The organism is Allobosea sp. Root381, from assembly GCF_001429395.1.
Taxonomy (GTDB): Bacteria; Pseudomonadota; Alphaproteobacteria; order Rhizobiales; family Beijerinckiaceae; genus Allobosea.
In genome coordinates this window covers 56,964-77,407 of record NZ_LMJT01000042.1, presented here as the reverse complement: position 1 = coordinate 77,407, position 20,444 = coordinate 56,964, and the positions used below count along the sequence as shown (strand labels likewise).

The 20,444-nt window shown below is 65.1% G+C and carries 14 protein-coding genes, 1 tRNA gene and 1 riboswitch; of the genes, 7 read left to right on the top strand and 8 right to left on the bottom strand.

The features are described from left to right. Positions 1–15: 15 nt before the first annotated feature. Genes ASE63_RS23735 through ASE63_RS23725 form a run of 3 tightly spaced genes read right to left on the bottom strand, consistent with a single transcriptional unit; the run spans position 16 to position 2,508 of the window. Complete coding sequence (locus ASE63_RS23735; protein ID WP_162261827.1) at positions 16–753, bottom strand: ABC transporter permease; 738 nt, start codon at positions 751–753, stop codon at positions 16–18. Next, positions 746–1,858, bottom strand: coding sequence for an ABC transporter ATP-binding protein (locus ASE63_RS23730; protein ID WP_056807646.1), 1,113 nt, complete (start codon positions 1,856–1,858; stop codon positions 746–748). Before ASE63_RS23730 ends, ASE63_RS23735 begins: the two co-directional genes overlap by 8 nt. Then, the gene (locus ASE63_RS23725; protein ID WP_056807645.1) at positions 1,855–2,508 is read right to left on the bottom strand and encodes an ABC transporter permease; all 654 of its coding nucleotides are present in this window, start codon (positions 2,506–2,508) and stop codon (positions 1,855–1,857) included. Before ASE63_RS23725 ends, ASE63_RS23730 begins: the two co-directional genes overlap by 4 nt. Before the next feature lie 278 nt (positions 2,509–2,786). Here ASE63_RS23725 and asnB point away from each other — a divergent pair, with 278 nt between their 5' ends. From asnB to ASE63_RS23710, 3 genes are all read left to right on the top strand, one after another. Then, positions 2,787–4,316, top strand: coding sequence for an asparagine synthase (glutamine-hydrolyzing) (gene asnB, locus ASE63_RS23720; protein ID WP_082610236.1), 1,530 nt, complete (start codon positions 2,787–2,789; stop codon positions 4,314–4,316). A 130-nt stretch (positions 4,317–4,446) separates the two neighbouring features. Continuing rightward, positions 4,447–4,647, top strand: a riboswitch (cobalamin riboswitch). A 111-nt stretch (positions 4,648–4,758) separates the two neighbouring features. After that, positions 4,759–7,692, top strand: coding sequence for a ribonucleoside-diphosphate reductase subunit alpha (locus ASE63_RS23715; RefSeq protein ID WP_056807643.1), 2,934 nt, complete (start codon positions 4,759–4,761; stop codon positions 7,690–7,692). Between the two features lie 157 nt (positions 7,693–7,849). Further along, positions 7,850–8,974 carry a ribonucleotide-diphosphate reductase subunit beta gene (locus ASE63_RS23710; RefSeq protein WP_082610254.1) on the top strand — a complete coding sequence of 375 codons (1,125 nt, stop codon included), beginning with the start codon at positions 7,850–7,852 and terminating at the stop codon, positions 8,972–8,974. A 70-nt stretch (positions 8,975–9,044) separates the two neighbouring features. Here the strand turns inward: ASE63_RS23710 and ASE63_RS23705 are convergent, their stop codons facing one another. After that, positions 9,045–10,193 (bottom strand): MFS transporter, encoded by a 1,149-nt coding sequence (locus ASE63_RS23705; protein WP_056807641.1) that lies wholly within the window; start codon positions 10,191–10,193, stop codon positions 9,045–9,047. A gap of 253 nt (positions 10,194–10,446) precedes the next feature. After that, positions 10,447–11,151 (bottom strand): pentapeptide repeat-containing protein, encoded by a 705-nt coding sequence (locus ASE63_RS23700; protein ID WP_056807639.1) that lies wholly within the window; start codon positions 11,149–11,151, stop codon positions 10,447–10,449. A 249-nt stretch (positions 11,152–11,400) separates the two neighbouring features. On the opposite strand from ASE63_RS23700, the gene ASE63_RS23695 reads away from it, so the two are divergent. The 4 genes from ASE63_RS23695 (at position 11,401) to ASE63_RS23680 (ending at position 17,463) form a co-directional block, all read left to right on the top strand. Next, the gene (locus ASE63_RS23695) at positions 11,401–11,973 is read left to right on the top strand and encodes a TetR/AcrR family transcriptional regulator (protein WP_056807637.1); all 573 of its coding nucleotides are present in this window, start codon (positions 11,401–11,403) and stop codon (positions 11,971–11,973) included. A 56-nt stretch (positions 11,974–12,029) separates the two neighbouring features. Continuing rightward, positions 12,030–13,175 carry an efflux RND transporter periplasmic adaptor subunit gene (locus ASE63_RS23690; RefSeq protein ID WP_056807635.1) on the top strand — a complete coding sequence of 382 codons (1,146 nt, stop codon included), beginning with the start codon at positions 12,030–12,032 and terminating at the stop codon, positions 13,173–13,175. Positions 13,176–13,182: 7 nt separating this feature from the next. Further along, on the top strand, positions 13,183–16,386 hold the full coding sequence (locus tag ASE63_RS23685; protein WP_056807633.1) for an efflux RND transporter permease subunit: 3,204 nt from the start codon (positions 13,183–13,185) through the stop codon (positions 16,384–16,386). 273 nt (positions 16,387–16,659) lie between these two features. After that, positions 16,660–17,463 (top strand): LssY C-terminal domain-containing protein, encoded by an 804-nt coding sequence (locus ASE63_RS23680; protein WP_348271374.1) that lies wholly within the window; start codon positions 16,660–16,662, stop codon positions 17,461–17,463. Positions 17,464–17,750: 287 nt separating this feature from the next. Here ASE63_RS23680 and ASE63_RS23675 read toward each other — a convergent pair whose 3' ends face one another. The 3 genes from ASE63_RS23675 to ASE63_RS23660 all read right to left on the bottom strand — a co-directional run bounded on the left by ASE63_RS23675 (position 17,751) and on the right by ASE63_RS23660 (position 20,329). Beyond that, positions 17,751–19,163 (bottom strand): M20 family metallopeptidase, encoded by a 1,413-nt coding sequence (locus tag ASE63_RS23675; protein WP_056807629.1) that lies wholly within the window; start codon positions 19,161–19,163, stop codon positions 17,751–17,753. Between the two features lie 577 nt (positions 19,164–19,740). Beyond that, positions 19,741–19,815, bottom strand: a tRNA-Val gene (locus ASE63_RS23665). Between the two features lie 154 nt (positions 19,816–19,969). Next, positions 19,970–20,329 (bottom strand): response regulator, encoded by a 360-nt coding sequence (locus tag ASE63_RS23660; protein WP_038363805.1) that lies wholly within the window; start codon positions 20,327–20,329, stop codon positions 19,970–19,972. Positions 20,330–20,444 lie beyond the last annotated feature (115 nt).

Here is a 20,444-nt window from a genome sequence, read left to right as displayed (position 1 = left end):
GAAGATGCAGGGGGGTCAGCGCAGCGGGTTGACCCCTCGGGGGATGGTCCAGAACTGGAGCTGGGCCATGATGAAATCGATCAGCACCGCCAGCAGGGCGGTGGGGATGGCGCCGGCGAGCATGGTGCCGAACTCGTTCAGCGCGATGCCGGTGAAGATCAGCTCGCCGAGTCCGCCGCCGCCGATCAGGAAGGCCAGCGGCACGGTGCCGACATTGATCGCCAGCGCGGTGCGGATGCCGGTGTAGATCACGAACAATGCGTTCGGCAGCTCGACCTGGAGCAGCATGTGCCGCGGCGACAGGCCCATGCCGCGCGCCGCCTCGAGAAGATGCGGCGGCACGGCGCGCAGGCCGGCCATGGTGTTGCTGACGATCGGCAGCAGCGACGCCACGAAGAGCGCGAAGATCGCCGAGCTGTCGCCGATGCCGAGCAGGCTCATCGACAAGGCCAGCACGGCGAGCGTCGGGATCGTCGCGCCGACATTGAGCACCTGCAAGGCCGCATCGCCGATCGGGCGGAAGCGGGGCCGGGTAAGCAGGATACCGAGCGGCACGCCGAGCGCGATCGCGGCGCCGCCCGAGATCGCGACGAGCGTCACATGCTGCCAGCCGAGGAAGGCGATATCGTCCCATTTGTCGAGCAGGCCCGGCAGCAGGCCGCTGGCCCAGGCCCAGGCGCCGAGCAGGAACAGGCCCAGATGCGCGCCGTTGCGGCGCAGCTGGGTCAGCATGGGCAGGACGCCGTCAGCCATCCCGATAGGTCTCGGAGAGCAGGCGGGTGAAGCCGCGCAGCGTGACATAGCCGACATACATGCCGTCATCGTCGACGCAGGCGAGCCAGGACACGTCGTGGCGGAACATGGTCGAGACCGCGGTGCGCAGGTCCTCATGCGGCTTGATCGTCGTCGGCAGGGTCTCGTGGTTCTCGCTGACGAGGCCGTTCGCGCCGCGCGCCGCCTGCATCGAGACATAGCCGCGGGCCCGGCCGCGCGGCCCGACCAGCACGATCGACTGGTGGCCGTGCTCTTCCATGATCGCTGCCGCCTTCTTCAGCGTGTCGGCTGCGCGGACCCGCGGCGGGTCCGCCTGCATGGCGTCGCGCACCGTCAGCAGCTGGAGACGCTTCAGCGTGCGGTCGCCGCCGACGAAATCGGAGACGAAGCTGTTCGCCGGATGGGCGAGGATGTTGTCCGGCGTATCGTACTGGACGAGCCGCCCGTCCTTGAAGATCGCGATCCGGTCGGCCATCTTCACCGCCTCGTCGATGTCGTGGCTGACGAACAGGATGGTCTTGCGGATCTGCGCCTGCATCTTCAGGAACTCGTCCTGGATGATGACGCGGTTGATCGGGTCGATGGCGCCGAAGGGCTCGTCCATCAGCAGGACCGGCGGATCGGCCGCGATCGCGCGCAGCACGCCGATGCGCTGCTGCTGCCCGCCGGAAAGCTCCCGCGGATAGCGATGCAGGAAGGCGCCGGGCTCGAGCGCGACCATGTCGAGCAGCTCAGCTGCCCGCTTGCGCGACTTCGCCCGGTCCCAGCCGAGGATGTCCGGCACGATGCAGATGTTGTCCTCGACCGTCTTGTTCGGGAACAGGCCGATCTGCTGGATGACATAGCCGATGCTGCGGCGCAGCTGGGTGACGTCGTAATCGGCGGTGTTCTTGCCGTCGATCAGGATCTCGCCCGAGCTCGGCTCGATCAGCCGGTTGACCATCTTCATGGTCGTCGTCTTGCCGCAGCCGGAGGGGCCGAGCAGGACGCAGATCTCGCCATCGGGCACCTCGAGCGAGACCCGGTCCACGGCCGGCGTGGTGCCGCCGGAGAAGGTCTTGCTGACCTGGTTCAGTCTGATCATCTGGTCCTCAGTCCCGGTGAGGTGAGCTTCCGCTGCAGCCAAAGCAGGGCGAGGTCGGCGAGCACGGCGAGCAGGCTGACGGCGAGCGCCCCGGTGATCAGCTGGCGCGGATCGGTCTGGCTGATGCCCCGCGAGATGAAGGTGCCGAGACCGCCGGCGCCGATATAGGCGGCGATCGCCGTGACACCGATATTCATCACCACGGCGACCCGCACCCCGGTCATGATGACGGGCAGCGCAAGCGGCAGCTCGACTTCGCGCAGCCGCTGCCCTCTGGTCAGACCCATGCCACGCGCAGCTTCGCGCAGGGCAGGATCAAGATTCTTGATCGCGGTGTAGGTATTCCGGATAATCGGAAGCTGCGAGTAGAGTATTACCGCGATCACTGCCGGGAGATAACCGATCCCGTGTCCGAACCGGGACAGCAGCGGGATCATCATGCCGAACAGCGCGATCGACGGAATGGTGATCATGATCGACGCCGCATAGAGCACGGCGTCCGCAACACGCCTGTTCTGGCTGATCGCCACGCCTATGGGCACACCGGTCAGCACGGCCAGAGCGACCGCCACCGCGACGATGGCGACGTGCTCGCCGGTCCGGGTGACGATGAGCCCCCAGTTCGAGATAATGTAATTGAGAATGTCCATTGCGTTGACGGGGCTTTTAAGGCAGCTTATCTGCCCTTGGCAACCCATGATGTCGAATTTTTTGAGGCAAATCCGCGTTTTTTCTCAGAGAAATCTATTCGCTGATTCTATTTAATAGAAAAGATTTATTACAGATATTTGAAATATATACTGAATTAGATGTAGATAATTACCTAAGGTGTTTCCAAGTTAACTCTGTCGCCTAACCTTGTGACTTTTCGCGCTCGGCGGATTTTGCGCCGACTGTTGTGACGAGTCGCCAATGACGAGGATGTTTTATGTGTGGCTTCGTATGCCTTTGGGAGATCGACGACGAGGGCGACGCGCTGATCGCGGCGATGCTGTCGCGCCTCGGACACCGCGGTCCCGACGCTACCCAGGTCACCCGCCTGACCGGCGCTCCCGCCTCGATGGGCCACTGCCGCCTGTCGATCATCGGGCCGGACAATGGCGCTCAGCCCATTCTGCAGGATTCAGAGATACTTGTCGCCAATGGCGAGATCTATAATCATGCCGATATCAGGGCGATTATCGGTTCGGAAAACTTCGACACGGCGAGCGATAGCGAAACTATTCTGCACCTCTTCCGCAGTGGTGCGCAGCGCTGGGTGAGCCGGCTCGACGGGATGTTCGCATTCGTGCTGGCGACGCCTGATCGGATCATCGCCGCCCGCGATCCGCTCGGGATCAAGCCGCTCTACATGGCGCGTCGCGGCAAGGGCCTGGCCTTCGCGTCGGAACTCAAGGCGTTCGACGGTCTCGGCTTCGACGAGATCAGTGCGATTCCGCCCGGCGCGCTGTTCGACAGCCGCGGGGGCTTGAGGCAATGGTATCGCATCCCGTCAGGGGCGGCCGAAGCCGAAGCGGGCCTCGACATCGAAGCCACGGCCGGCGAACTGCGCCTCAGCCTGGAAGAGGCGGTGGCGAAGTGGATGATCGCCGACGTCGAGGTCGGATCGTTCCTGTCCGGTGGGCTCGACAGCTCCATCATCGCCGCGATCGCGCATAAGATCAGGATCGATGCGGGGCAGGGGCCGCTCAAGACATTCGCCGTCGGGACGCCCGGGTCCTCGGACCTGATCGCGGCACGGCGCGTGGCGAGCCATATCGGCTGCGACCATCACGAGTTCACCTTCTCGGCGCAGGACATCGCCGACAATCTCCCGCATGTGATCTACCATCTCGAAAGCGCCGATATCGACCTCGTCCGCAGCGCGATCCCGACGCTGTTCGCGGCGCGGTTGGCACGCAGCCGGGTGAAGGCGGTGCTCACCGGGGAGGGGGCCGACGAGCTCTTCGCGGGCTATGCCTATCACCACGGCTATGCCGACGATCCGCGCGCGCTGGCCGACGAACTGACGCGCAGCCTCGGCACCATGCACAACATCAACCTGCAGCGCGTCGACCGCATGACGATGGCGGAATCGCTGGAGGCGCGTACACCCTTCCTCGACCGGGACCTGATCGCTTTCGCCCAGTCCCTGCCGGCCGAGCTCAAGCTCCGCCGGACCGACCCGACGATTGCGGAATCGACGGGGCCGACGACGGAGAAATGGCTGCTGCGCAAGGCCTGCGCGGACCTGCTGCCGGAAGACCTCGTCTGGCGCAAGAAGGCCCAGTTCGACGAGGGCTCGGGAACCGTGGACGCCTTGCGGCAGGCCTTGCGGATCCTGACGGGCTCCAAGGGCGAGGTCGACAAGCAGCGCGAGGCTGCGCTGTATCGCGAGATACTGAGCAGCCGCTTCAGCGATCCCGGAATGATCCTGAGCCAGGCGGGGCAGTGGAACGCCAACCGCGTCGCCGCCTGAGGTCAGGCGTTCGGGGCGCGGGGCTCGGCATGGCATCGGACGATGCCTCGGCCGCGCCCCGCCAATCCCTGCTGTTCACAGGCGTCTCGCCGGCGTGAACCGAGCAATTGACAAAAATCGCCCGTGGACCACTAGATGTGGTGGTCACGGTCTCTCGAATCACCGGTTCGAGAGCTAAGAGGGAAGCCGGTGCGACACCGGCGCTGCCCCCGCAACTGTAAGCGGCGAGTTCTGGTCCCATTCGAGTCACTGAAGCCGGGAGGCTTTGGGAAGACGGGACAAGAGCGATGACCCGCGAGCCAGGAGACCTGCCGCGACCGCGTTGAACGTCCACGGGCGGGGTGTCCCGGTGGTGCGCTGGCAGGTCGCGGCGGATCGTCGTCGCGCACCTTCTCCAAGCGTCCGCTTTGGCCTTTGCCCCCAACATCTTGGGGTTGATGCCATGTCTTCGTCTCTGGAAGCGTCTTCGTCTCTCGAAGCCGACCGGCCTGTCGCGGTTCCTTCGGCCGTCGATCCCGCGGCGGCAAAGCCAGCCAGGACCGAGCCCGGATACCAGCTCATCCGCCGCAACGGCGCCGTGACGCCGTTCGACCCATCGAAGATCGCGGTGGCGCTAACCAAGGCGTTCCTGGCGGTCGAGGGTTCGAGCGCTGCCGCTTCGCGCCGCATCCATGACATCGTCGCGGGGCTTACCCAGCAGATCGTCGCCGGCCTGACCCGTCGCGCGGGCGACGGCCGCACCTTCCATATCGAGGATGTGCAGGACCAGGTCGAGCTCGCGCTGATGCGCTCGGAGCATCACAAGGTCGCGCGGGCCTATGTGCTCTATCGCGAGGAACGCGCGCAGGAGCGGGCGCGCGCCAAGGCGGAGGCCGGGCCGAACGCCGTCACCGCCCCCAGCCTGCGGATGAAGCTTGCCGATGGCGCGCTCGCGCCGCTCGACCTCGTCCGTCTGGCCACGGTCATCCGCGAAGCCTGTGTCGGCCTCGACGGCGTTTCGGCCGAGGCCGTCCTGACCGAGGCGCAGCGCAATCTCTATGACGGCATCAGCCAAGACGAGCTGGCGCAGGCGCCGATCCTGGCGGCCCGCACGCTGGTCGAGACCGAGCCGAACTATTCCAAGGTTTCCGCCCGGCTGCTGCTCGACAAGCTGCGCCGGGAGGCCCTGAGCTTCGTTTCCGGCCGCTCCGAGCAGGCGACGCAGGCCGAGATGGCGACGCGCTACGGCGAATACCTGCACGCCTATGTGAAGACCGGCATCGCCAACGAGTTGCTCGACCCCGAACTCGGCCGCTTCGACCTCGGCCGCATGGCCGCAGCGCTGAGGCCGGAACGCGATCTCCAGTTCGACTATCTCGGCTTCCAGACGCTCTACGACCGCTATTTCCTGCATGTGCGTGGCAATCGCTTCGAGCTGCCGCAGGCCTTCTTCATGCGCGTCGCGATGGGGCTCGCCATCCGCGAGATCGACCGCGAGGCGCGTGCGATCGAGTTCTACGACCTGCTGTCGTCCTTCGACTTCATGGCCTCGACGCCGACCCTGTTCAATTCGGGCACGCTTCGGCCGCAGCTCTCGTCCTGCTTCCTGACCACGGTTGCCGACGATCTCGACGGCATCTTTAAGGCGGTTAAGGACAATGCCCTGCTCGCCAAATATTCCGGCGGCCTCGGCAACGACTGGACGCCGGTGCGTGGCCTGGGCGCTCATATCAAGGGCACCAATGGCGAGAGCCAGGGCATCGTGCCGTTCCTCAAGGTTGCCAACGACACCGCCATCGCGGTCAACCAGGGCGGCAAGCGCAAGGGCGCGGTCTGCGCCTATCTTGAAACCTGGCATGTAGACATCGAGGAGTTCCTCGACCTGCGCAAGAACACCGGCGACGAGCGCCGCCGCACCCATGACATGAACACGGCGAACTGGATTCCGGACCTGTTCATGAGCCGGGTCGAGGCCGGCGGTCACTGGACCCTGTTCTCACCCGATGAGGTTCCCGACCTGCACGACCTCTACGGCAAGCCGTTCAAGGCGGCCTACGAGGCCTATGAGGCCAGGGCCGAGCGCGGCGAGATCAAGGTGTTCAAGCGGGTGGCGGCGCTCGATCTCTGGCGCAAGATGCTGACCATGCTGTTCGAGACCGGCCATCCCTGGATCACTTTCAAGGATGCCTGCAACCTGCGCTCGCCGCAGCAGCATGCCGGGGTGGTGCATTCCTCGAACCTCTGCACCGAAATCACGCTCAATACTTCGGCCGACGAGGTTGCGGTCTGCAATCTCGGTTCCGTCAACCTCGCCGCCCATGTCACGGCCGAGGGGCTCGACCACGCCCGGCTTGCGCGCACAGTGAAGACCGCGATGCGGATGCTCGACAATGTCGTCGACATCAATTTCTACACGATCCCCGAGGCGCGCCGCTCGAACCTGCGCCATCGCCCGGTCGGCCTCGGCCTGATGGGTTTCCAGGATGCGCTGCAGACGCAGCGCCTCCCGACGGCGTCGAAGGAGGCGGTCGCCTTTGCCGATGCCTCGATGGAGGCGATCAGCTTTCATGCGATCCAGGCCTCGGTCGACCTCGCTGCCGAGCGCGGGCGCTATCCGAGCTTCGATGGCTCGCTCTGGTCGAAGGGCATCCTGCCGATCGACTCGCTCGAGATCCTGTCGGAGGCCCGCGACGGGGATGTCGATCTGGATCGCTCGTTCACGCTGGACTGGGATGGCTTGCGCGAACGGGTGAAGACCACCGGCATGCGCAACTCGAACACGATGGCGATCGCGCCGACGGCGACGATCTCCAACATCGTCGGCGTCTCGCAGTCGATCGAGCCGTCCTACAGCCAGCTCTACGTCAAGGCGAACATGTCGGGCGATTTCACCGTAGTGAATGCCGGGCTCGTCCATGACCTCAAGGCGAGAGGGCTCTGGGACGAGGTGATGGTTTCGGACCTGAAATACTATGACGGCAAGGTCAGCCAGATCGACCGCGTCCCGGCCGATCTCAAGGCGCTCTACGCGACCTCCTTCGAGATCCCGACGGAGTGGCTGATCAGGGCCGCGGCGCGTCGCCAGAAATGGATCGACCAGGGCCAGTCGCTGAACCTCTACATGGCGCAGCCCTCGGGCCGGAAACTCGACGAGGCGTATCGGCTGGCGTGGCGACTCGGGCTGAAGACGACCTATTACCTGCGGGCGCTGTCTGCGACCCATGTCGAGAAATCGACGCTGAAGGGCACGGACGGCAAGCTCAACGCGGTCTCGGCTGGCGTTCCGGTGGCGGCCAAGGTCGCTGCGCCGATCCTCGTCGACATCCCGCTGGAGAACGGCATGGCGGTGCCCAACGCTTGCTCGATTGACGATCCGACCTGCGAGGCGTGTCAGTAGCTGCTGCCGCCATCGCCTCCCGCGTCATTCTCGGGCGAAGCGCAGCGCAGACCCGAGAATCTCCGGCAAGACGAGGCGCCAGAGCCTTCTTCGGCATGAGATGCTCGGGGCAGGCCCGAGCATGACGCCCTTCAATTTCAGAACGGAACCCTTCCCCATGCTCGACTGGTCCGACACCAAGCCGGCGCCCGCTTCCAATCCCGCCGTCCTCAACAATTCTCGCGCCGCCGACGCCACAGGCCTTGGCGAGATCGACCGCTCCGGCGGGCGCGTCTCGGTCGACGAGAAGCGGATGATCAACTGCCGCGCCGACGTGAACCAGCTCCTGCCGCTCAAATACAAATGGGCCTGGGAGAAGTACCTCGCCGGCTGCAACAACCACTGGATGCCGACCGAGGTCTCGATGCAGGCCGACATCGCGCTGTGGAAGTCGAAGGGCGGGCTGACCGAGGACGAGCGGCGCATGCTCAAGCGCAATCTCGGCTTCTTCGCGGCCTCCGAGAGCCTCGTCGCCAACAACATCGTGCTGGCGATCTACCGCCACCTCACCAACCCGGAATGCCGGCAGTACCTGCTGCGCCAGGCCTTCGAGGAGGCGGTGCACACCCACACCTTCCAGTACATCGTCGAGAGCCTCGGCCTCGACGAGGGCGAGCTCTTCAACATGTATCGCGAGGTGCCCTCGATCACCGACAAGGCGGCCTGGGCGCTGAAGCATACTCAGAACATCGAGGATCCAGACTTCCGCACGGGGACGCCCGAGAACGACCAGGCCCTGCTGCGCGACCTGATCACCTTCTACGTCATCTTCGAGGGGATGTGGTTCTACACCGGCTTCGCGCAGATCCTCTCGCTCGGCCGGCGCAACAAGATGGTCGGCATCGCTGAGCAGTACCAGTACATCCTGCGCGACGAGTCGATCCATCTGAACTTCGGCATCGACGTCATCAACCAGATCAAGATCGAGAACCCGCATCTCTGGACCAAGACGTTCCAGGACGAGGTGCGCGGCATGCTGAAGGACGCTGCCGAGCTCGAGGCAGCCTATGGCCACGATACGATGCCGAGGGGCTTGCTCGGGCTGAATGCGGCGCTGTGCGAGCAGTACATGCACTTCATCGCCAACCGCCGCTGCGCCCAGCTCGGGCTGGCGCCGGTCTTCGCGGAGACCGAGAACCCGTTCCCCTGGATGAGCGAGGCGATGGATCTGAAGAAGGAGAAGAACTTCTTCGAGACGCGCGTGATCGAGTATCAGAACGGCGGCGCGCTGAGCTGGGAGTGAGCGGTCGATGCACCTGCGGGTTTCGCGCGCGGCTCAGCACCGTAAAATGACATGGCGGCTCCTTGGCCAGTCAGGCTCCCGCAGTGCGTGAAGAGATGCCGACTATGACAACGACCGTGACCATCAGACAGCTGACCACGACCAGCGCGGTGGAAAGGGACACTGCGGTCATCACCGCGCTTGCGATGATGACGCCCGTCGCGTTCGCGGTGCGAAGCAGCGCAAAGACCTCGGGCCGCTTCCTTGGAGGCGCGAGGGAATCGAGGACGAGCGAATAATAGGTGCCCAAGGGCGCGAGGACCGCCCCGATCAGGACAGCGCCCAGCACAGTCACGCCCATCGATAGCTGGAGAGCGGCGAGGATGGCCCCGCAAGCCATGATCGTCAGCAGCACGAGGACGGCGCGCCGGCTCGCCATGCGGTTGCGGACGCTGACCCAGATGCCGCCCGCCACAGAAGCGAGGCACAGGGGAACCGTGAACAGGATCGCCAGGGCCGGTGCGTAGCCGAAATGCAGGGCGAGGGCGACGGCGCCGATTTCGAGGGCCGCGACCGTCGCCCCGCCTGCGGCGGCGCAGGTCAGCCAGAGCAGTATCGCCGGGCTGATGACGGAAGCATCGGGCTGATGCACATCGTCCGTCGGGGTCGCCGTGACGGTCGGAACGAGCAGGGCGGGGATCACGCCGAGGGCCGCGATGGCGAGAATGGCGAAGACGGGCGATACGGTGCCAAGCCCGGACGCCGCCACCGGAGCCAGGACGAAGGTCACCTCGTTGAGCGTGGCCGCGATGCCGAGGGCTCTCGGCAACTTCGCCGCCGGTGCGAGCTCATTGAGCACGGCCCGGAGATTGCCGAACGCCGCCCCGTTCACCGCCCCTGCCAGCGCCGAGAATGCGACCAGCCAGATGAAGGACGCCTCGTAGTAGGCGAAGAGGGCAATGGACCCGAGAGCGATCGTCCGGAAGATCACCAGCAGCCGCAGGAAGGTCGTCGGCGGAAGACGTCTGCCTGCCCGCACGATCGGGATGGCGCCGATCACCTGGGCGAGCGTCATCGCCAGGATCATCGCCGCGCCGCCGCTGGTGTCGCCAGTGAGCGCCAGGGCAACCAGCGCAAAGGCGACCGGCCCTGCCGCCTGGGGGACGTTGAGCGTTGCTGACGAGATGAACCAGCGAACCAGCGGGGCTGCGCTTGCTGTCCTCGTCGTTGAAGTCGTCATGCTCCGGCCCCTGGAAAAAGGGCCGGGCCGTTCCCGGACATTTCAAATCCCGTGATGGGATCGAGGACGTTACCTCGCGGGCCTGATTAGCAGCCTATGCAGTGCTGTCAAATCGGGTCGCCTGGACCTCCACGTGGTTCTGCATGTCCGCTGCATCGAGCCTGCTTTGAGAGCGGGCAACCAGGCCATCTGCATTGCCGCAGGCGTCATCTTCCGGTCGTGAGAACGATTCCTGAGCCCGCCATGCGCGTTGCTAACGCACGCAGAGCCCAAATTGTCTGAGGATCTGACTGGCCTGCTCGTGGGAGATCGTCGCTCCCTTCAGCACCTCAGCATGAGCGAGCCCGATGCCGCCCAACTCGGCGCCGCGCAGGTCGGCCCCCTTGAAGCGGGCATCCTTGAGGATCGCGTCTCGCAACCTTACGCGGTCCATGACCGCATTACGGAAGTCGCATCCCGTCAGATCGGCCTCGGAAAGGTCGAGGCCCTCCATGCGCATGTCCCGGAACGATAGCCCGGCGAGCTTGGCGCAGACCAGGAGACTATCCTTGAACGATGCGTCCAGCACCTGTGCCTGGCACAGGTCGGCGCCCGTCATCCTGCAATCGGAGAAGGACGCCGAGCCCAGTCTCGCACCAGACAGATTGGCGTTGTTGAGGTCGCAAGCCGAGAATGCGGCCTCGCGCAAATCGGCACCACGGAAATCGGCGCCGGGAGCCGAGCAAGACGTCCATCGCGTTTCCTCTAGCGTCGCTCCGTTCAACTGGACTTTCGCCAGGTTGCAACGGTGGAAGGTCCAGAGCGAAAGGTCGAGGCCGGACAAGTCGGCCTGGCCGAGGTCGCACTCCAGAAGGCTCGCTGAAGGCGTCCCGGCAGCAATACGGGTCAGATCCGCACGCCCCAGGACCTCGCCGGAGACTTCTGCCGGTGATGACTTTCCAATCAGGTTCGCGCTCATCTCGACTCCCGGCACCAGCGGCGAATTGGTCGGGACCCGCCCGCCACGAGGGGCGATGGGCGGGCCGGTCCGTCCGCACACGGCCGACGGCCATGCGATCTCGGTGGAAGGGCGGCGAGGATGCTCGCTAACCCGGGGCCGATCGCCGGAACTGGCGTCCGAATGGTCGGCTTGATTTCCGTACGAACGTTCGTATATAAATTGCTGGAGCGTCGCAAGTCGATTTCTCGATGGCGCAACGAGGCTGGAATGGGCAGGCATCGAAAGCACGACCCGGAAGAGGTCCTGAACGCCGCGGAGCGGGTCGTGCTCCGGCGCGGCGCGGCGGGCCTCTCGATCGACGCCGTCGCGAAGGAAGCCGGCATCGCCAAGTCCAGCGTGCTTTACGACTACAAGTCGAAGAGCGCGGTGCTGGAGGCTTTGGTCGGTCGGATTATTGCGGCTGAAGACCGGAAGGTGGCGATCGCGGTGGCGGCCGCCGAGGCCACCGCGAATCCCGAGCTGTTCGGCAGGATCGAGGCAGTCGCCGCGGGGCAGCCTTCCGCCGACGAGCGGGCCGTCGTGATGGCGGTCAGTGCGGCAGCCTCCGCCGAGGACGCCTTCCAGCGCAGCATGCGCGAATGGCTGGCGCGCGACCTCGAGGCGATCCACTCCGGGGGCGAGAAGCCCTTCGCCGCCCTGATGGCGTATCTCGCGCTCTATGGCCTCGCGACCATCGAGTACCAGGGGTTTCGCGAGTTCGAGCCATCCGAACGCGCCGCCATCCTGGATGGCATCAAGAACATCTTCGAACTCATTTCCGAGAAGCCGGTTTCGTCATGAACTCCGCATCCATTCGTATCCCTTCCCACCCTCCGAGGTTCGGGAAGCGAACCTTCATGCGGCGTCTCGGCGCCATCGCGGTCATCTTCTCGATGGCGATGCCTGCGGGCGCCCAGGGTGCGTCAGAAATGCCGCCGCCGGCTATCGCCGTGCTTCAGGTCGAGCCGCGCACCGTTCCGGTCATTCGCGACCTGCCGGGTCGCATCGCCGCGACGCGCGTAGCCGAGGTCCGCGCCCGGGTTTCGGGCATTCTGCAGGAGCGCGTCTTCCAGCAAGGCACGCTCGTGAAGCAGGGCGACGTGCTCTACCGCATCGACCCGAAGCTGTTCGAGGTCAGGGTCGCGAGCGCCCAGGCCGCGCTTCAAAAGGCCAAGGCCCTCAAGATCAACTCGGAGCAGCACCTGGCCCGTCAGAAGACGCTGCGCGACCGGGAAGTCGCAAGCGGCATCAACTTCGAGAACGCGGAGTTGGCGGTTGCCCAAGCCGATGCGGATGTCGGTCTCGCGGAGGCGGCGCTTGCCGAGGCCAGGATCAATCTGGACTATACGCAGGTGCGTGCGCCGATCACCGGCATCATCGGGGCCGCCCTGGTCACCGAGGGCGCGCTGGTCACCGCCGACGCCGCCCAGAACCTGGCGCTGATCCAGCAGATCGATCCGGTCTATGCGGACTTCACCCAGTCGGCACAGGAACTCCTGGCGCTGAAGCGTTCGGTCGATGCGGGCACGCTCGCCAGCCCGGAGCCGGGGCAAGCCCGCGTCGAGCTCGTATTCGACGACGGAGCGACCTATGCGCAGGCCGGATCCCTGCTGTTCGCCAGCGCCAGCGTCGATGCAACGACGGGGCAGGTCACGCTGCGTGCGGAGTTCCCGAACGCGAAGGGCGACCTTCTTCCGGGCATGTATGTCCGGGTTCGTCTCGAGCAGGCCGTGCGTGAGGGCGCGATCGTTGTGCCGCAGCGCGCCATCGTTCGGACGCAGGAGGGGCGGGCGCAGGTCTATGTGATTGCCGCCGAGGATACGGCCGAGCCGCGCGACATCGAACTCGGGGAGGCTATTGGCTCCGATTGGCTCGTCCTGTCCGGCCTCAAGGCCGGTGAGAAGATCGCGGTCGACGGCGTCCAGAAACTCCAGCCCGGCGCGAAGGTCGCCCCGGAGCCGTGGTCTCCGGCGATCGAAGCGAACGGCTCGAAGAGCCAATAGGCATCAAATGGCACAGTTTTTCATTCGGCGGCCGATCCTCGCCTGGGTCTTCGCGCTGTTCATTTGCATCGCCGGCGCGCTGGCGCTGCCCTTCCTGCCAATCGCGCAGTATCCCAAGGTCGCGCCGCCGCAGCTCACGATCTCGACCGCCTATCCCGGCGCCTCGCCTCAGGAAATCTACCAGGGCGTGACCCGCCTGATCGAGGAAGAGCTGAACGGCGTCGCCGGGCTGATCTATTTCGAGTCGACCTCCGACACCTCGGGTTCGGTCTCGATCAACGCTACCTTCCAGCCGGGTACGGATATCGACCAGGCCTCGGTCAAGGTCCAGAACGCGATCAAGCGGGTCGAATCCCGTCTTCCGCGCGCGGTCACGACGCAGGGCGTCTCCGTCGAGGAGGCGGCGTCGGGGTTTCTCATGATCGTCTCGCTGACCTCCTCTGACGGCCAGATGGACGAGGTCGCCCTGGGCGACTACCTCAACCGCAACGTGCTCGGGGAGCTTCGGCGCATCGAGGGCGTCGGCCGGGCGCAGCTCTTCGCCGCCCAGCGCGCGATGCGCGTCTGGATAGATCCGGTGAAGATGGTCGGCCTGAAGCTGACCGCCGACGACATCACGGCAGCGATCACCGCGCAGAACGCCCAGGTGGCGGCCGGTCAGATCGGCGCGGCGCCAAATCCGGTCAGCCAGGACCTGACCGCGACGGTGCTCGTCAAGGGCCAGCTCGCGAACACGGCCGAGTTCGGCGAAATCGTCCTGCGCGCGAACGCCGACGGCAGCACCGTCCGGCTGCGCGATGTCGCGCGCATCGAGCTCGGCGCCGAAAACTACAATTTCAGCAGCCGCCTCAACGGCAAGCCGAGCGCGGCGGTGGGCATCCAGCTTTCGTCGACCGGCAACGCGGTCGCGACCTCGCAGGCGATCCGGGACAAGCTCGCGGAGCTGTCGAAGTTCTTCCCGAGTGGCGTCGAGCAGTCGATTCCCTATGACACCAGCCCGTTCGTCTCGGCCTCGATCAAGAAGGTGCTGATAACGCTGCTGGAGGCCGTCGGCCTCGTCTTCCTCGTGATGCTGATCTTCCTCCAGAACATCCGCTACACCGTCATCCCCACGCTGGTCGTGCCGGTCGCGCTGCTGGGGACCTGCGCGGTGATGTTTGCGACCGGGTTCTCGATCAACGTGCTGACGATGTTCGCGATGGTGCTGGCGATCGGCATCCTTGTCGACGACGCCATCGTCGTGGTCGAGAACGTCGAGCGCATCATGGCCGAGGAAGGCCTGCCACCGCGCGCGGCGACGAAAAAGGCGATGAGCCAGATCACCGGCGCGATCCTGGGCATCACGCTTGTGCTGACCAGCGTCTTCGTGCCGATGGCCTTCTTCCCGGGCTCGACCGGCATCATCTATCGGCAGTTCAGCCTGACGATGGTCGTCTCGATCCTGTTCTCGGCCTTCCTGGCGCTGTCGTTGACGCCGGCGCTGTGCGCGACGTTCTTGAAGCCGATCCCCAAGGGACACCACGAGAAGAAGGGGCTCGGTGGCTGGTTCAATCGCAACTTCGACCGCCTCACCACGGGCTATTCCCGCAGCGTCGTGAGCATGTCGAAGCGGGCGGGCCGCTTCATGGTGGTCTACCTCGCGCTGGTCGTCGGGCTCGGCTACCTGTTCGTCAAGCTGCCGAGCGCCTTCGTTCCCAACGAGGACCAGGGCTACGTCATCGTCGACATCCAGGGGCCGCCGGAAGCGAGCGCCAACCGCACGCTCGCATCGATCAGGCAGATCGAGGACATCTTCCAGGCCGATCCCGCCGTCGCCAATGTCGTCGCGATCCAGGGCTTCAGCTTCTCCGGCAACGGCGCCAATGCCGCGCTCGCCTTCGTGACGTTGAAGGACTGGAGCGAGCGTGGCGCCGACAACTCGGCGCAAGCCGTGGCGGATCGTGCCAACGCCCAACTGTTCGGGCTGAAGGATGCGACGAGCTTCGCTTTGTCGCCGCCGCCGATCGAAGGCTTCGGCACGACGAACGGCTTTGCCTTCCGCCTGCAGGACCGCGCCGGCGCGGGCCAGCGTGCCTTGGCGGCGGCTGCCGCCGACCTGCTCGCCAAGGCGGGCCAGAGCGACGTGGTCACGGGCCTGCGCATCGAAGGCATGCCCGATGCCGCGCAGCTTCTGCTCGTGATCGATCGTGAGAAGGCCAACACCTTCGGCGTCACCTTCACCGACATCAACAACACGATCACGGCCAATCTCGGCTCGTCCTACGTCAACGACCATCCCAACGCCGGCCGCATGCAGCGCGTGATCGTGCAGGGAAGGGATCGTGATCGCCTCCAGGCCGAGGACCTGCTCAAGCTCAACGTGCGCAACGCGCAAGGCGGGATGGTCCCCCTCTCCGCCTTCGCCATCGCACAGTGGCAGAAGGGCGCCCCGCAGATCGTGGGCTTCAATGGCTACCCGACTGTCCGCATCACCGGCGAGCCGGCACCCGGGCAATCCTCGGGCGCGGCCATCGCGGAAATGGAACGGCTAGCCGCCGAACTGCCGGGCGGGTTCGGGTTCGAATGGACCGGGCAATCGCTGGAGGAGATCAAGTCCGGCTCGCAGGCACCCATGCTGTTCGCGCTCAGCATCCTGTTCGTGTTCCTGCTGCTCGCCGGCCTTTACGAAAGCTGGTCGATCCCGCTCTCGGTGATGCTCGTCGTGCCGCTGGGGATCATCGGTTGCGTGCTCGCCGTCATGCTCCGGGGCATGCCCAACGACATCTACTTTAAGGTCGGCCTCATCGCGATCATCGGCCTGTCGGCCAAGAACGCGATCCTGATCGTCGAGTTCGCCAAGGACTACTACGCCGAGGGCCGTTCGCTGCTGGACTCGGCGGTGGACGCCGCCAAGGTCCGCTTCCGGCCAATCATCATGACGTCGCTCGCTTTCGCGCTCGGCGTCGTACCGCTGGCGATCGCGACCGGGCCGAGCGCCGCGAGCCAGAATGCGCTCGGCACCGGCGTCCTCGGCGGCATGATCTCGGCGACCATCCTCGCGATCTTCTTCGTGCCGGTGTTCTTCGTGTTCGTGCTCAAGGTCCTCAGGACGAAGAGGCCGGAGGACCATGACGCAAAGGCCGCTGCCGATGAAGGCGTGACGGTGACGGAGCAAGCGCCCGATCAACGGGACGACCACGCTCCGGGCCCACCCGTCGGCCAGCCCGGTTGACGGGCAATGCGAAGCGCGCCTCGACACGCGATATGGCATGCCGCGTGTCGGGAACGGGGGCCGCGTGATGAGTGAGCCCTCGCGACAGCGAGCGTCGCCATGGCCTGCTCCGTCGCGCCCCGCGCGGAGATCGCGCGCCATGCTGAAGGCGAAGGGATGAACACCAAGGGCCAATAGACGGCGTGCTTTGCAAGGGACTAGCCTTGCGGGCGGCGAGTTTCCCCATGGGGCACCTTGCAGAATGCCGTGACTGCAATCGGGTCGATGTCTGAGATGGGGCAGATCGCGAGCAGGCGACGCTGGTGGATCGTTCTGGCAGGTGCGCTCGTCGGCTACCTGCTGCTTGCCTATGTGATACTGCCTGTCCTGTGGCGTCACCATGAGCACGAGCCCGGGCTTGCTTCGCTGCCCATGGTGACACGCACCTCAAGCGGTATCCCGGGCGACGCGCTGAATGTTGGGTTCGTCGGCAGCAGGGATGATGCCTTCCGCGCCATGCATGCAGCAGGCTGGTATCCAGCCGACCCGATCACATTGCGGACGAGCATCGAGATCATCGGCAGCGTGGTGCTCGACAGGCCCTATCGTCAGGCACCCGTCAGTCCGCTGTACTATGAGGGCAGAAAAGAACAGTTCGCGTTCGAAAAGCCTGAAGGCACCAGCGCGGAACGCCGACACCACGTGCGATTCTGGATGGTTCTCGAGAAGGGGAAGAGTGCGCGGCCGGTCTGGCTCGGCTCGGTTACCTTTGACCGGGGCGTCGGCTTCAGCCGTGACACCGGTCAGGTGACGCATCACATTGCACCCGACATCGACGCCGAACGTGGCATGCTGATGCGTGACCTCAGCAATGCCGGCATGGTCCAGAACATCTTCCAGATTTCCGGCGTGGGCCCGACCTTGTTCGGCCGGAATGGCGAAGGCGATCCCTATTATACCGATGGGGAGATCTATATCGCCACGTTGGTGATCGATGGTGTCAGGCGGGTCGAGCCGCCTGTGATTATTCCCGCGCCTCAGTTTATAATGTTGAAGGATCAAATCTGGCACGGCGTTGGCGATGCAATCGCGGATTGACGCAGCTTTCAGATTGAGAACCGATCTCAACTCCTGGGTCCGTGCCCTGCTTTCAGAGCGGAGGATTTGAGGTCAGATCCCGACGCCAGCAGATCATGCCGGGCAATCCGGCATCCGAGACTGCGCGCCAGGAGCGGCTTCTAATTGTCCGCTCGAGAGCGGACCTCCAGAGCGCCGCTCCGGCGCTGTCGAACGTGCGGCTTGAGGAAATTCGGCAATTGGCGAGTTCGCGCAAGCACTTGGGCTTGGCCCGACCAATCGATCGATCGGGCTGCGATCCCCCTCCCTCAGAACATGTGGAAAGGCGGCTTGGCGTCGGCCGGCAGGAGCGCCTTATAGGGCGTCCGGACAAGACGCTCTTCGAAATCGGCCTTCGCCCTTTCCAGTAGCCCCGGTTCGACGAGCACGTCCGCGGCCACGCCAGCCATGACCTTCGCGACGTGGACCATACCCTTGTGGGCCAGCGGCGACTGCCCATGAGCCGTCAACTGCCAGGAATGCCCCGGTGTGCCGATGGTATAGGTCGCGCCGCGCGCCTGCACCGTCGGCACGACCCAGGAGACATCGCCGACATCGGTCGAGCCCATCATCCGCGGGCCCGGCACCTCCTTCGGTGCGATCGCATTGCACAAGGGGAAGTCCGTCACCGGCAACCCCGAGCGGCGAAATGCGCTTTCGATATGCGCCGCTGTCACGGTCTTCTGCATGCGCGTGGCAAAAGCGACGTCGTCTGCATCGAAAGGCGGCGGGCCAAGCCGATCGAAGTTGCTCTGCATGGCGTCTTCCAGGGGCGAGTTCGCCAGCAAGCTGCTCATCGCGCTGACGACTTCGCTGGTCACGGTGGTTTCCGTCATCAGCGCCGCGCCTTCGGCGATTTTCCGGACACGGGCGAGGAGTTCATGGACCTGGGAGACCATCGTCGCACGGACGACATATCGGAGCCTGGCATTGGCCTGCACGACGTTCGGCGCGATGCCGCCTGCGTCCAGATAGGCGTAGTGAATGCGGGCATCGCTTGGCATGTGCTCGCGCATGTAATTGACGCCGATATTCATCAACTCGGCGGCGTCGAGCGCCGACCGGCCGAGATGCGGTGCGGCGGCGGCATGCGAGGCGCGCCCGGTGAACTCGAAGTCGATCGTCGTGTTGGCAAGGGATGTGGGCGCCGTAACCGCCGCGAAATCCGCCGGATGCCACGAAATGGCGATGTCGACGTCCTTGAAGGCGCCCTCCTTGACCATGAACGCCTTGCCCGCCCCGCCTTCTTCTGCCGGGCAGCCATAGTATCGAACGCGCCCCTTGAGCCCACGCTCCGCGAGGAAATCCTTGACCGCCGCGGCTGCGAGCATGGCGCCGGCACCGAGCAGGTTATGGCCGCAGCCATGGCCGGCCGGCTGGTTCGGAAGCGGCTGGTGCTCCGACACGCCGGGAGCCTGCGAGAGCTCCGGCAGCGCGTCGTACTCGCCGAGGATTGCGATCACCGGGCCGCCTTCTCCCGCTTCGCCCATGACGGCGGTCGGCAATCCGGCGATACCCGTTTCGACGCGAAAACCCTCCCGCTGAAGCTGCTCGGCATGGGCCGCGGCCGACTTGACCTCCCTGTAGTTGAGCTCGGGCATTTCAAATACGCGGTCGCTCAGCTCAATGTAGTCCGCCTGCTTTGAATCGACGATCGTCCAAATCTTATCGGTATTCTGCACAATCTTCTCCCGAAATGGCGTTCGCGCCCTTGGATGCTGCTGACGGCCGCCGTCGCCGCCAATTGCCTGATGTCGGCAGCTCCAGCGTCGAGAGGCTACTACAAGGCGAACGGCAGAACGGCTGAATTTTCTGCCCACGCTGCTGCACGGGGTAGGTTTCAGCCTCGCGCAGCCGATGATCGCCATAGGCCTGATCGGCAAGGTGGGGAACCTGCGACAGCGCCGGGGAGTTTGCCGCGGCCCGGCTTGCGTCCGGATGATGCTGTACATCCCGTCATCGACGACGATGAACAGGATCTTCAGGCCGCACTGCGTGGCCGTCGCCAGTTCCTGCCCATTTATCATGAAGCAGCCATCGCCCGCGACCGAGACCGCCTCCCGTTCGGGGAAGGCGAGTTTGGCGGCGATCGCGGCGGGCGCACCATAGCCCGTGGCGCCGGATGTCGGGGCCTGCTGTGTGCGATAGCTGGTGAAATGCCAGTGCTTGCGCAGCCAGCCGGTATCGCTTGCCGTGGCCCCAAAGCAAAACGGCCACCCTGGAGGGTGGCCGTAAGTCCTTGCGGGGCAAGGAAGAAAATGGTGGGCGCGACAGGGATCGAACCTGTGACCCCTACGATGTCAACGTAGTGCTCTCCCGCTGAGCTACGCGCCCGTCCGCCGCGTTGGAATATCGCGGCTGGCGGAGCATGGCGGCGCCGTTTCGGGCTGACCATGCTGCGGTGAGCGCGGCTATAGCCGCTCGCCTCAAACCTTGCAAGGCGCTTTGTGGAGAAAGCGCACAGGAGGCTCGAAGCCGTCCGAACGTCTCAAGCCGCGAGCAGTTTTTCGACCTCGTTCACGAGTTCGCGCAGATGGAAGGGCTTGGACAGCACCTTGGCATCCTTGGGCGTCTGCGAATCGGGGTTGAGCGCCACGGCCGCGAAGCCGGTGATGAACATCACCTTGATGTCCGGGTCGAGCTCGGTCGCGCGGCGGGCCAGCTCAATTCCGTCCATCTCCGGCATGACGATGTCCGTCAGCAGCAGCTCGAAGGGCTCTTCGCGCAGGCGGTTATAGGCCGAAAGGCCGTTGTCGAAGGAGGCCACGTCATAGCCGGCGTTCTGCAGCGCCTTCACCAGGAAGCGGCGCATGTCGTTGTCGTCTTCCGCGAGCAGTATCTTGGTCATGGGCCTGATGTGTCCGTCCCGTAGGGCCTGTCTTGATGGTTCGAGATTGCCGGCCGGGCGACCTCTTCCCGTTCTTGATCCGGCGCTCCCCGCCGACTCAAGGGGCCGGCGCCGG

Bases quoted from the DNA above. Each gene is read 5' to 3' on its own strand.
- ASE63_RS23735 (WP_162261827.1), bottom strand. From the start codon at position 753: ATGGCTGACGGCGTCCTGCCCATGCTGACCCAGCTGCGCCGCAACGGC.
- ASE63_RS23730 (WP_056807646.1), bottom strand. From the start codon at position 1,858: ATGATCAGACTGAACCAGGTCAGCAAGACCTTCTCCGGCGGCACCACG.
- ASE63_RS23725 (WP_056807645.1), bottom strand. From the start codon at position 2,508: ATGGACATTCTCAATTACATTATCTCGAACTGGGGGCTCATCGTCACC.
- asnB (WP_082610236.1), top strand. From the start codon at position 2,787: ATGTGTGGCTTCGTATGCCTTTGGGAGATCGACGACGAGGGCGACGCG.
- ASE63_RS23715 (WP_056807643.1), top strand. From the start codon at position 4,759: ATGTCTTCGTCTCTGGAAGCGTCTTCGTCTCTCGAAGCCGACCGGCCT.
- ASE63_RS23710 (WP_082610254.1), top strand. From the start codon at position 7,850: ATGCTCGACTGGTCCGACACCAAGCCGGCGCCCGCTTCCAATCCCGCC.
- ASE63_RS23705 (WP_056807641.1), bottom strand. From the start codon at position 10,193: ATGACGACTTCAACGACGAGGACAGCAAGCGCAGCCCCGCTGGTTCGC.
- ASE63_RS23700 (WP_056807639.1), bottom strand. From the start codon at position 11,151: ATGAGCGCGAACCTGATTGGAAAGTCATCACCGGCAGAAGTCTCCGGC.
- ASE63_RS23695 (WP_056807637.1), top strand. From the start codon at position 11,401: ATGGGCAGGCATCGAAAGCACGACCCGGAAGAGGTCCTGAACGCCGCG.
- ASE63_RS23690 (WP_056807635.1), top strand. From the start codon at position 12,030: ATGCGGCGTCTCGGCGCCATCGCGGTCATCTTCTCGATGGCGATGCCT.
- ASE63_RS23685 (WP_056807633.1), top strand. From the start codon at position 13,183: ATGGCACAGTTTTTCATTCGGCGGCCGATCCTCGCCTGGGTCTTCGCG.
- ASE63_RS23680 (WP_348271374.1), top strand. From the start codon at position 16,660: ATGGGGCAGATCGCGAGCAGGCGACGCTGGTGGATCGTTCTGGCAGGT.
- ASE63_RS23660 (WP_038363805.1), bottom strand. From the start codon at position 20,329: ATGACCAAGATACTGCTCGCGGAAGACGACAACGACATGCGCCGCTTC.